Below are 12,261 nucleotides of genomic sequence, written 5' to 3'. Positions count from 1 at the left end.
ACAGAACGTTGGCTCAGCCGTTTACCCACAGCGCCGAAGCACTGCATGGCTTCTTTTCTCAGATGGGCAGGGGCTTCTACATCCCCTACTACCAGCGGAACTACTCATGGGATGACGAAAACGCGAAGAAGCTCATCACGGACATCTTCGCCGCCGTTCGCCGCACGCTCTCTAAGCCCACGCATGCGCTGTTCCTCGGCACGGTCATTCTTCATGACGAAAAGAATCCGAAGCTGGGAACCCACTTCGACACGCCGAATCTGTTGACCAAAGTTTCCAACGTGGTCGACGGCCAGCAGCGCATCACGTCCCTAGCCATCCTCGCATGCGTGTTTGCTGAGTACGCGGGACGGTTGGCGAGCCAGCTGACCACGGTCGGCGGCGCCCATGCCGAGTTCGCAAGCTTGGCGAACGAACTGACCGACGAGGTCCGTCTGATTCGCGAGTTCTTTTCCGTGGAGACGACCAAGGGGGGGGCCCAGCCGAGCCGCAAGCCCATCGTCATTCGCGCCGGTGACGTGACCAGCAACCCCGTCTCGGACCAATGGACGTTGGCCGGCGCCATCGACGCGTTCTATCGGTCCAACACTTCATCGCTACTGGCGAATGCGATCAATGGGGTCAAGCTGGCGGACTTGGCGCTGGATGATCGTTTGAAGTCGGTCGTCGAAGAGTTCATCGATACCATTGATTCGCAGCTTGAGACTGCGGACCAGGTGCTGGCCTCGCGCCTACTTGTCGCGAACGATATGGAAGGCAGCGCGCTTGAACGCTTCACCGGATACCCCCCGGACCTTACGAAGATCGGAGCCTTGGGAGCACCAGAGCAGAAGTGCTTCTATTCGGCGGTGCTGTTGCTCGCGGCTTCGATCTATCTGCGCAAAGGGTGTCATGTTGTCGTGATCGAATGCTTGGACGAGAGTCTGGCGTTCGACATGTTCCAGTCGCTCAATGCCACCGGCACTCCGCTAACCGCATTTGAGGTGTTCAAGCCGGCCGTCGTGAAGGCCTGGGGAGCCAACTACTCAACGGGCATCAAGCCGCAGGTGGATCGCATCGAGCGCGTTTTCGATGAAGAGAGCACCGCTGATCGGAAGGAGGACCTCACCGATCGGGTGATTGTGTCGACCGCGTTGGTGTATGACGGGACCGAGCTGAGCAAGCGCTTCAGCGAAGAACGGGACTGGTTGACGGCCACGCTGCCAGCGCCGCCGAGCGCCTTGGCTGCGACGTTCGTTCAGGCGTTAGCTGACCAAGCGGAGTATTTCGATGTCGTCGTCAAGCCACGGCGATCCCCGAAGAACTCGACCAACCTGGGCTTGGTGACGCACCTCCAGCAGCTCGGCATGCCGCTCGACGATGCGGACCTGGCGGCCCTATGCATCTACTTCGTTCGCGATGCACAGCATGCCATGGCGCACTCTGTCCTCAGCCTGTTCTACGCCAAGCTTCTTCGGGCCAAGGGCGACCCGGTGGCATTGGCTGGCGCATCGGCAGAGTTTCTGTCAGCCGCGAAGGCGGTCGCGGCGTTCTTCACCCTTTGGATGGGAGCGTCGCAAGGGCGATTCCCTGATTCGGACTACCGCAAGCTCTTCGACCAGCATGCGCCGAACATGTCCCTGAAGGGAGGCGCTGCCAACCAGACAGCCGCCTACCTCAAGGGTGCCCTCCGCTTGGCCCTCGCTGGCCAGGGGATCTACGATGCGACCAGCAGCATCGCAGCTCGCCCGCTCTGGGTGAACGCTGCGAAGGGTTCGCCGTGGTATCAGCGAAAGACCGTATGCAAGTTCGGGTTGTTCGTCTCAGCGCACGACGTTGGGGTCGATCTCGCCGCTGGACGAGAGGGCTTCTACGTCGATGGCAAGCCCGGTTCGGTGCCAATGCTGACCTCAAAGGCTTGGCACGCTTCAGCCTTCGAGGTGATCGAGCACGTGGCGACACGTGACCAGCCCAAGAAGTTGACGTTTCCTGCGATGTTCGATCCGGCGATCTACCCGGGCAACACGTCCATCGTCGACAAGATTGGCAACCTGACCCTACTGTCAATGCCGGTGAACTCGTCGGTGTACTCGGAGTGGCCGGACAAGGCCTTCTACTACTGGCACCTGACCACGCCAACCAGTACCGCCGCAGGCCCGAGTTCCGGTGCCCTCATGGCGAGCCTGGGGATCGCTTCGCTACCACCGAGCCTCAGCACGCTGAGTGCAGGGACTCAACACGTGCCGCACTTGGCGCCGTTGGCCCTGCGCGGAACTGTCGGCGCGAAGTGGGATGCGTCGTTCATCGAGCAGCGGTCTCAGCACCTGTGTGAGCGCATCTTTGACAAGCTCGACGGCTGGCTGCGCTAGCAGCTAGTCACGTCGCTTAGATCTGGCGTTGAGTTCCGCACGCACCTGGTCGAGGATCCAGTGCAGTTCGTCGGATTGTTCCTGTTCCGTTATCTCGAGGTGAGACACCACGGCGTGGTACAGCTGGCAAGCAGTTTTCTGCTGTGCCAGTCAAATGCATTGGGGTCTGGCTCGACCTCAGGGCTCAGCGTCGTGCTCGGGCGCTGCCTTGTGTCGCACCACAAGCCCGCCTGATCGGCCTCGGCAGATCGGTGACGACGTTCAATGCCCGTCGAGCTCATGACTTCTACTTGTGGCACACGAGGCAAGCGCCCCCGCCTTCGTCCTCGAGGTAGAGGTCGTCGATGTCGACAGGCTCGCAGGTCACCGGCCGCAGCGGGTTGGGCTTGCGGCGCGCCAACTCGCGTTGCTTGCGGAGCTCGAAGTCCGTCTCGATCTCGGCCATCCGTTCGGGTTGTTCCAGTTCGGTCAGCGGCTCCCGGTGTGCCCACGTGAACGGCGATCCGTGTTCGATGGCGGTCTTCTCGTAGGCCTTTGCCTTCTCGAACTCATCCGGATGAATCTGCTTCAGGCGAACCCACTCGACCTTCTGCTGGAAGAAGCAAAACGTGCAGCCGCTGCGCGAGCGCCAATCGTAGTACTTCGGCAAGCCGAGCCCAGAGCCTTCGAGAATCTCAAGCACGGCGAGTTTGTCGACGCCGGCTTCGCGGAAGGGCAGGTGCACCGAAAGGTTTTCATGCTGGGCGACCATGCCTTCCCGATGATCCTCATCCGACCGTATCGCAACGTAGCTATGCACGCTGTCGCCGGCGGCCAGCCAAGGCTTGATCCAGTTCTTAAACGGTTCCAGCTTGAGCTTGCGCGTGCACCAGCGAGTGCTCGCTGATGGCAGGAAGTTGCCATATTGGCGAAGCCAGAAGTCGAAGTCCCGATGCGGGTTCAGGTAGTTGATCGGACGGCCCAAGAAGCCCTCGAGGCGCCCCAGGAACTCGTACACCTCGGGCAGCTCCTTGCCGGTGTCCGTGAAGAAGTACTTGATCTCGAGCTCCGGGTGGTGGAGCCGCATGTAAACGGCCAGGGCCGCACTGTCCTTTCCTCCGGACAGGCCCAGCACATGGTGTTCTGCCATCACGCCTTCTCCTTCATTCCTAGCTTGACCAACATTGCTCCCGCTTCTGCCAGAGCGGCCAGAACAATCTCCCGTCGCTCACGTTGGACGGTGGCTAGCAGCTCTTTCACGAGCTGGTCTATCGCGGGAATGTCGCTCTCCGCGACGTCGACAGAGCCGGTTGCGTCCTGACCCTTGCCGGCGCCGAACACGACACCGATGACGCGCCGCGTCGATGGGCGGCCTCGCAACGGCGCCATGGCTTCGGCCCGACGGAAATCGATGGCCCAGGAGCCGAGTTGAAGCAGCGCAGCATCGATGTCGCGGTCGACCCACTGCGCCGACGGCTTGCTGACCGCGAGGCTGATGATCCCCTCCACAGCCTGGTCGGTGTCGTCGAACACTTCCAGGCGGGCTGCAAACGCATCCAGTCGGAACTCACCCGTGATGCCCTTGACGTTGATCGCGCGATGGTTGAGCGATTCAAGAGGCCGGTCCTGATGGTCGAGCGCCTTCAACACGTGCTCACGGACGCGCGCCAACATCGATTGATAGGCAGTCGACAGCTCATTGGTGACAGCGCGAAGGCGCAGCACCAACTCGCTCGGTGAGTCGGCCTTGAGCAGCGTCGGTAGATCGGCGAACAGAACCTTGTGCGGGTCGCTCGCCTTGAGAAGCATCGCGCGGACATCTTGCGCGGCTGGCGATACCGTGAGCGTTCGCTTAGTCCAGCCTGGCAGGGACGTCACCAGACCAACGAGCGCGCGCGCCGCGTCCAGTGGTGCCGCCGGAATGGTGACGTTGGACTGTTCCGAGACACTGGCTGCGATCGCCTTGACCAGGCTTTCCTGGTCCTTGGACGCCGCAACGTACTGGAAGCGAATCCGTTGTGGATCCTGCAGCCAGTCGTCGATCACCGCCTCGCTGAGGTCCGGCGTGAACACACCGTCAACGTACATCGCGAGTTCGGACCGGTATGCCAGGTAAAAGGCAAGCGCCAGCACCGGCATGACCCCCGCACGCACGCCGTAGGGTGGTGCACCCCAGTAGGCATACAGATCGGAAGCCGTCGTCTCGTGGGCCGGCTGCGCAACGCGCTCACGAGCAGCCGTCCACATTTGCCACATGCCCTCGAGCCGAGGGTTCGTCACATAGGGCTCGTAGAAGCCCCAGCCGCGTTTCTCGTCTCTGCGGTGCACGCCGGTGGCCTGCAAGATCGTGTAGTAGAGGCCAGCGTCCGCGGGATAGCCTGTGTAGCCGAGGTTCTCGCGGGCACCGCCGCGGATCATCTGGTACATCAGATCCTTACGAGCTTTGTTCGAGTTGCTCGATGGATCCTCGCGATTCAGCAGTTCGCTGAAGATCGTCGGCGCCTTGCGGTAGACGTCCTTGGCGACGTCTGATGCGATCGACGAGAGCGAGCTGTGCTTGTCGGCGCCGGTCCGCTCTCCCTTCCAGTACCACTTCGACAGGACGAACGCATCGGCGAGTTCGTCCTCCAGAGCGCCACGGACGGCTGCGAGACGCCCACCAAGCTCCCGTCGCGCCACCGCATCCCCTTCGAGCTCGGGCCGCGTCTTCATCACGCGCTCGACTGCCGCCAGCTCGAGCGCGAGCTCCGATATCCGAGCGGCATTCGCCGGTGTTCCTAGCAACGCCTGCACGGTCGGGTTCTCGGCGCTGGCCGATCTCACTTGACGCTCGGCGGTGCGTTCGCTCGTGTCGACATCGGGAAGGCAGAGAAGGAACGCGCCGGCGCTGCCCTTGTCCTGCCGGAAGTGCTCCAGCGTGTGAGGCAGGTCGGCCAGTCGCACGATGCGCCGAGTGAACCAATGCATGGTACCTGTCTGCGCATAGAAGCGTTTGGCCAAGACCGGTTGCAGATCGCTCAGCGCGGACACGTGCTCCAACGACGGACCGCCGATCTCACCTCTCGCATGCGAGATGGCCCCCTCGATGTCGAAGTCGCTTCCGGCGAACACACCGTACGCCCCGAGGTGGCGACGCTCGATCAGGATCTTCCACTGCACCAGGTCGTGCAGCGCCTTGCTCACTTCCCCGTAGTTGCGGGCGTGAACCGAGACTCGGAGGACTGACTCGTCCGCGACGAGACCGGAGCCATTGCGGAACATCTCGATCAACGCGACGGTCTTGGTTGCCGCAACATGGATGGCCTCGCCCTTGGCTTCGGCGCGTTCGACGGCGTCGGCCGCCGCAGCCCAACGGTGGCCGTCCGGTGACGCAAGGATGGCCGGTTCCAGGTTGGCACGCAGGTAGTCCCAGTAGCGCGCCGGCTCGTAGATGGACCTCCAGTCCGCTGGCTGGCCCTCGATGAACTCTGCAAAGCCATTGGGCTCGCGCGACGCGAGGAAGCCGAAGGTGCTGCGCTCGTTTTGGCCGAACTTGCGCTTCGAGATCGGACCCAGCAGCGATGCCGTCACAGGATGAAGCGGCCAGCACTTGGCCAGGCTCTTAGCGAGGCTTGCCGGCGTGCCGGGGCGCCGTGTCCGGATGGCCGAAGCTACGGGTTCGACGCAATGCATCAGCAGGGATCTATCGACTGACGGATTGACGTCGATCGCCTGCCCGATCAGTTCGATCACCTCGTCGGAGGCAGCAACCAGTGGGATGTCGACGAAGCGCCCTTGCACCTTTGCCCAGTCGTCTCGCGCGTCGCGGCCCAGTCGCGTCGCGTACGCATCGAAGGCTTGATGGAGGATGCCCACCACCACGAGCTTGCCGGCGGTGCGGCTTGCCGCCTCGGCAAGTTCTTGAAAGAAGTAGATGTCGTCGCCGGCGCCCTGTGCAGAAGCCTCGAGGAACTTGCCGAGTTCGTCGACCACGACCAGCACGCCTTGGCGGTGCGCTTCCGCGGCCGCGACCAGTTCGGTGACAAGCTCACCTTGCTTTCGACGGCCGCCTCCTCGCGCCTTGTTCAGGGCAGTGTGCAGTTCTTGAACGACGCTTGCACGCTTGCCGACCACCGGGACCACGAGCCAGCCCTCGCCTCGCGCCTCAAAGGCTTTGCTCACCGGGCTGTCGGCCGGGAGGTCGAGGATGTCGCGAGCACGCGCACGCAGTCGCGGGTTCGGGCCGACCAGAGAGCACAGCATCAGCGCCAGGGACGACTTTCCGCCGCCGTACGGTCCGGTCCACGTGAAGGCCCGTTGCCGCGTCGACACCAGTTGCCGGGCCATGCTCTCCAGGAGTGATCGAGCCGTCCCTTGGCAGACGTAGCCGGACAACGCGTCTTCCCGACCGAAATCGGCGTCGAGGCGGATGGAGCGCAGGAACTGCCGAGATATCGAGACGACCTCCGACAGTGGCCGTGGAACTAGCTGTTCATCGGACATCTTCTTAGCGCCTCCCATACGCCGCCCTCAGCACCTTTGTCATCGCTTCGTCGATGTTCGCGAGCGCCCGCCCCGTGCGCGTGACCTGCCTGATTCCTGCCTGCTCGGTCCATTGGATGTCGCCGTCGGTCAGCGCTTCGAGCGCCATCAGGCGGTCGGCTACCGCACCTTCGTCCAGTTTGAAAACCCGCCCCGGTGAACCGTAGTCGTGGGCGACGCGATCGAACGCCATGACCGACCCGGCGGCTTGACGCTTCCAGTACTCAAGAAGCGCATAGGCGAAGATGCCGTCCGGCAACGATCGCTTTGGGCCTCGCCGGAACTCGAACGTACCCTTGGCGTTCTGCTGAATGAGGCCAAGCTCACCAAGCAGCGGCTCGCTCATCTCCTCGGGCGATTCGCTTCCTAGCCGCGGTACGTAGCTACGTATGCAGCACTCGACGTCCCGCTTCAGAGTCGCCGGCGAAATGCGCTTGAGAGTTGGCACTGCCTGCGTCAGCTCACTGAACCCGCCAAGCAGTGCGGCGACCACGGCCTCGCGCTCGAATACCTGCTGAGTGACGTGGTTGAAGAGGAAGTACCACGTAGTTGTCTTGTCGTAGGTGCTCGCGAGAAACCAATGCATGAGCCACGGCGTCGCGGCTTGCTCGCAGTACGGGTCGAAGCCATCGAGCCCGAAGATGTCGGCACCGAGCCCGGTCGGCGCGTAGCCGTCGCCCTCTTCCCTGATGGCGCGGCAGGCCGTCGCCCAAAAGCGGATCGAGGTGACCATGTTCTTGCCCACCCCGAAGCGGACGATCGCCTCTTCATCGCCGAAGGGTGAGGAGGCCGCGCCGTTCTCCTCGACCGCGCGCACCGCCTTGTGCAGCCAAAGCTGCCTCAGAGGGAAGGTCTCATGGCCGGAGAACTGTGGTTTCAGACCGGGAATTATTGGAATCATCCGGGCATCTTAGCCGGACTGGAGGACTTCACCAGTCCGGCAACCCCCACAGCACCTCGCCGCGTCGATACTGTATGGAATACCATACATCTTGACCGGACTTCTTCAGTTCAACGGAGTCGGTCGCCAAAAGACCCGCACGTCGTCGCCCCACCTCCACCCGGCCGCGCGAACTGCAACGGGGAGAAGCACTCGCATGCGCTCGACGCTGAGGTTCGTGTCGGCGTACCACCCCTCGGACAGCTCGACGCTGTGGCGGCGAACCCATCCGTCCGGTTTGCCCAAGAACAACCGTTGCCTGTCCTCAGCCACGTAGCTGCGCGCCGTACCGCGGCATGACATCGCAGCGGCCATCGATGCCCGCCTTTCAGGCACCGCCGCCCGCAGCCCCCGCAGCACAAACAGGTGGATGTCGATGAAGTTCCACATGCGCCGAAGGTCACCTCGGAACAGCACGCCACGGTGAACCATCTTCGGCGCGACCGCGACGAGCTGCGTCGTCGTCGGCCGCGTCGCTGTGTCGAGAAGGTCAGCAAGCTGATGCCGTCGTAGCTCCAGACTCGCCATCCACGTGTTCGCTGCCGCCATCGCCGCGTTCACCTCATCGAACTCTGCGAGAAGGCGCTCCGCCGAAAACGACTCACTGCTCCTTGTCATCGACGTCTCCTTATGCACCAACACGACGGCTGCTTCCCTTGGACCTCTTCGCCTTCGGAGACTTTCGCACTGCGGTGCCGCCGCTTCGTTCGGCGCCTTCTTCGCGCAAGGTCTCTAAGAGCACCTCCACCATCCGAGCCTGCGCAGCGTTCGGTTCGGTGCCCGGCACGAACTCGTCCTCCAAATAGGTGGTGAAACCCGCGAGGCCTCGTTGCTCACGTACCGCCCCCGGCATGCCAAGAGGCTGCAGGTGCAGGCCCCCCCCGGTGTCGCGATCGGCCGCCCGCAGGACGGCTCGGATGCCGGCGAAGGGGTCGTCGCCGAGGAAGTCAGCGATCGCTAGAAGTCGAGGACCGAGCAGCAGGCGTTTGATCTCCCACCCGTCCTCGAAGATCTCGTCCCGGTAGTGCTTGAACTCAATGTCCCACTGCGATTCCAAGCTCGACGTCCTGACAACCAACAGATAGGCCACGCGGTTGATGAACACGTCGCGCCACAGGTTCGCTTCATCGCAGGCCCGATCCACCGCTTCCGCGGTGCTGCGTCGAAGGTTGAAGCTCACCGGCCTCAGGTCTTGAAGCTCGAGCAGGCACCGCTTCACGTACTTGCGCGCCGCCGCGGAGTTCTTCCTTCCGGCAAGCTCAGACAGGAGCATCGGCGCCTCGTGGTCAAGCACCAAGTCAAAGTAGGCATCGCGGTTCAGGCAAGCCTTGTTGCACAGCTCGTTGAACTTGTGCAGCAGCGGCGCCCACATCTGCACCGAGATCTTGCGCTTGTCTTCAGCGGTCTTCATGGCGTCAAGGGTGCTTGCATCCCCTGAACAATAGAGATCGCGCGAGCACAAAACAAGGCGAACGCCGTGCTTTTTTTACGGCTTTTTCTTTGACTTCTTTGGTGAAAATCACGGCTCTCGGTAACCAGTCGGCCCCGCGGCGGCGTGAGTACATAGAGGCGGCTAGCCAGGAGACTTGTTGATCGCACCTTGCCGCTACCAGACACCGCGCCACACGATCACGCTGGCGAACGCCCCTTTTCGTCTTCCATCGTCAGGAGGACGTCCTTCGCCGTTCCCGGGTGCTACCGCAACGTCACGATGCCGCACCAGCAAGCCGGCCGACCGTTTGGGTAGACGGTCAGGGCGTGCGGCCGACTTCAGGCGCCTGCGTCCAGCAACGACCGCAGAATCCCCCTCGCCTTCGTGGCGAGAGGCAACTCGAAGCAGGCAACTGCTTCCTGCAAACCTGGCCGCGCCTAGGCAAGTGTTGTCCAAGACGGGCCGAGCTTGACCTCGACGGAGGACCACACCTTTCAAAGCCCGCCGGCAACCCAAGCATTCCACTCGCCCGTGTGGACAACCGGGCTGTACACACCTCATGGGTGTGCACAGCCGCCCTTCGGGCGGTTCCCCGGTTCCCCACACTATGGACTGACGCGCCCGCTGCGCGGGCTTGCCAAACAGCCGTTAGAAGTCAATGACCAAGAAGAAATTCAGTTCAGCCCGTCTACCTTGCTCAAATTACTCAGAAAGCTCTTGACTACATTAGATGCCGCAGCGGGCGTAGGTGCTCTTGCCCAGGCAGACCGTCAGCACGTTGCGCGGAATGCGGAAGTATTCGACGGTGCGCGCGAGCGCGAAGCTGTTGGGCGGGATGATGCAGACGTCGCTCTCGATGTCGACGAAGCTCTTCTCGTCGAAATTCTTCGGATCGACGACGGTGCTGTGTACGTTGGTGAAGACCTTGAATTCGCGCGCGCAGCGGATGTCGTAGCCGTAGCTGGACAGACCGTGGCTGATGCGCTTGGTGCCGTCGTCGCCCTGGCGGACCTGGCGCGGCTCGAACGGCTCGATCATGCCGTGCTGCTCGGCGTAGTGGCGGATCTGCTTGTCGGAGAGGATGCTCATGGGAATGGGTATGGAGTCGGGGTGTTGGGTTAGGCGGCGACCGCTTCGGCGGCCTGCTCGTCTTGCTTCTTCTGGACGGGGAACAGCGCGGCCCACTGGGCACGGCTGAGCTTCATGCGGCGCGCCGGCTGGCCGTCGCGATCGAACGGGTAGCGCCGGCCCTCGGGGAAGCGGTAGCGGCACAGGACGATCTCGTTCTTCTCGATCGACGTGCACCACCAGACCTGTGCGTCGCGGGTCTGCGAGAGGCCGGCATCGGCGCCGGCGTCGGCCTCGGTCAGCGGCAGCAGCACGCCGACGCCGGGCGCAACGCGGTTCTCGCCCAGGTCGTCGCCGCGAGTGGAGCCGTAGCCGCCTGCGATGGCGCGAGGGGCGATCCAGGGCTTCATGTCAGCCCACGCCTCCCACATCCGCGCGTAGGTGCCGCCGTGAACGCAGGCCGCCGAGTAGTAGTTCTCGTCCATCGGACGGAACACGCCCACGCTGGTTCTGATCCCGAACGGCTTCAGCGCGCCGGCGTCGTCCTTGTCGAACCTGAACTTGCAGCGCACCGCCAGGTGCATCGCCTCGCCCATCGCCTGGATGCGGACCCGGTCACCGAGGGTGCTGGGCATGCCGTCACGCGCGGCAGTGAGGAAGGCCAGGCCGGCGGACGGCTTGGCTGGCGCAGCAGGAATTGCTTTCATGCTGCGCATCTTATCAGCACGTGTTATGTATGTCTAGTGCTGTGTTGGGCGAGCTGGTCGTTTGCAACAGCCGGCGGGACGCCGTCGTCGAATGCCGCAGCAACCCGAGCGGCCAGGTCGGATGCGGATGAAGGCGGGGATGGCCCCAGGGAGATGGCGAGCAGCAGGAAGTCGGGAGCGATGACGGACGGTAGGCGCGCCAGGTCGGCCAGGCGATCCGATGCGGCCTTCCAGGGGTACGGAGGGATCGGCTCGGGCTGCCAGCGCCGCTTCCAGCCGGTGCGCAGACATCCATCTGCATGCGGAACAAGGAAGGCCTCCCACGAGTTGCCATCGGCGTCGTGCAGCGCCGCGGCCAGGAAGCCCAGATCCACGCACGCTGACCACTGCAGTGCGCAGCGCGGCGCTTCGGCCACCCCGCATCCGTCGGGCGGTGCCGCCGGCAGGCCGCTCACCCTGTCGCGCAGATGGGACCAGAACGCATCGGCGTAGGCCTCGACCGAGCCGGCGTCGCGGCCGCTCGCCTTGAAGACGCACCCCGCAGGATCAGCTGCTCCCATGCCCTCTCCTTCCGCACGGTGTTCTGGGATACAGGATCGACCTGGCGCCCGCGCCGGTCAAGAAGAAAGCGGGCCACCGAAGAGGCGGCCCGCTGGGGAAGGTTAGACGCCGCCGGCGCCACGACGGAAGAGCTGCACCAGCTCGTCCATCGTCGTTTCAGCGGTGAGGGGCACCGCCTCGTAGTTCAGGCCGTTGATGTCGCCGAGCGAGTTGGGCGGGTAGCGCCCGGAGTGCTTGTCCAGGTCGACGTAGGACAGCTGACCGTCGTTCGACTCGTAGCGGAACTGGAGCCAGCCCACCACGCCATCGGTGTCGCCCTTGGCCGGGTCGTAGATCGAGATCGAGGCCGTGTTGCCCAGGCCGTAGGGGCCCATGATCCGCGCGGCCATGCCGGGGAAGTGCTCGAGCACCGCGTCGGCCAGCGGCTGCAGGTAGCGGGCGTACGAGTAGGGGTTCGCCTCGTCGACCGTCTTGGCCGCCTTCGCGCGCTGCTTCTCCAGGCGTTCGAGTGAACGCTGATGACGCGCGATCAGGTCGCGGATCTTGCGTTCCTTGTCCCGGAACACGTCCAGGCCGCTGGACTTCTGCTTGAACAGCTCGAACTGGCCGGCGATCGCCGCCAGGGCCGAAGAGAGGGGGTTGGGTTGCATGCAGGTTCTCCTATGGAGGGTTGAGGTACCAGAGGAGATGAGCAACCTGGGAGTG

Annotated in this window: 9 protein-coding genes and 1 pseudogene; 1 reads left to right on the top strand and 9 read right to left on the bottom strand. The window is 63.5% G+C overall.

All coding sequences use genetic code 11. From position 1 onward, the window contains the following. The first annotated feature begins 8 nt into the window (after positions 1-8). The gene (locus tag MPE_RS20180) at positions 9-2,348 is read left to right on the top strand and encodes a DUF262 domain-containing protein (RefSeq protein WP_011828781.1); all 2,340 of its coding nucleotides are present in this window, start codon (positions 9-11) and stop codon (positions 2,346-2,348) included. Positions 2,349-2,634: 286 nt separating this feature from the next. On the opposite strand, the gene MPE_RS20175 is transcribed toward MPE_RS20180, so the two are convergent. The 9 genes and pseudogenes from MPE_RS20175 to MPE_RS20135 all read right to left on the bottom strand — a co-directional run bounded on the left by MPE_RS20175 (position 2,635) and on the right by MPE_RS20135 (position 12,206). Then, positions 2,635-3,477: a phosphoadenosine phosphosulfate reductase family protein gene (locus tag MPE_RS20175; RefSeq protein ID WP_011828780.1), complete on the bottom strand. Its 843-nt coding sequence runs from the start codon at positions 3,475-3,477 to the stop codon at positions 2,635-2,637. Beyond that, positions 3,477-6,809 (bottom strand): hypothetical protein, encoded by a 3,333-nt coding sequence (locus tag MPE_RS20170; protein WP_011828779.1) that lies wholly within the window; start codon positions 6,807-6,809, stop codon positions 3,477-3,479. Before MPE_RS20170 ends, MPE_RS20175 begins: the two co-directional genes overlap by 1 nt. Positions 6,810-6,813: 4 nt before the next feature. Then, entirely contained in the window at positions 6,814-7,749 is a 936-nt protein-coding gene (locus MPE_RS20165) for a DUF4007 family protein (protein WP_011828778.1), read from the bottom strand. A 105-nt stretch (positions 7,750-7,854) separates the two neighbouring features. Then, complete coding sequence (locus tag MPE_RS20160; RefSeq protein ID WP_041929559.1) at positions 7,855-8,406, bottom strand: hypothetical protein; 552 nt, start codon at positions 8,404-8,406, stop codon at positions 7,855-7,857. Positions 8,407-8,416: 10 nt separating this feature from the next. Beyond that, the gene (locus tag MPE_RS20155; protein WP_011828776.1) at positions 8,417-9,199 is read right to left on the bottom strand and encodes a hypothetical protein; all 783 of its coding nucleotides are present in this window, start codon (positions 9,197-9,199) and stop codon (positions 8,417-8,419) included. A 750-nt stretch (positions 9,200-9,949) separates the two neighbouring features. Further along, a pseudogene (locus tag MPE_RS20150) lies at positions 9,950-10,309 on the bottom strand (dCTP deaminase); the annotation flags it as partial. A gap of 29 nt (positions 10,310-10,338) precedes the next feature. Then, positions 10,339-10,995 carry a hypothetical protein gene (locus tag MPE_RS20145; protein ID WP_148211110.1) on the bottom strand — a complete coding sequence of 219 codons (657 nt, stop codon included), beginning with the start codon at positions 10,993-10,995 and terminating at the stop codon, positions 10,339-10,341. A gap of 23 nt (positions 10,996-11,018) precedes the next feature. Further along, a complete protein-coding gene (locus tag MPE_RS20140) occupies positions 11,019-11,555 on the bottom strand; it encodes a hypothetical protein (protein WP_011831559.1) in 537 nt (178 codons plus the stop codon). Positions 11,556-11,657: 102 nt separating this feature from the next. Then, positions 11,658-12,206, bottom strand: coding sequence for a hypothetical protein (locus tag MPE_RS20135; protein WP_011831558.1), 549 nt, complete (start codon positions 12,204-12,206; stop codon positions 11,658-11,660). Positions 12,207-12,261 lie beyond the last annotated feature (55 nt).

It is taken from the genome of Methylibium petroleiphilum PM1 (assembly GCF_000015725.1).
Classification (GTDB): Bacteria; Pseudomonadota; Gammaproteobacteria; order Burkholderiales; family Burkholderiaceae_C; genus Methylibium; species Methylibium petroleiphilum.
Note: the sequence above shows the minus strand (reverse complement) of the source record. Positions and strands in the feature narration are given on the sequence as shown.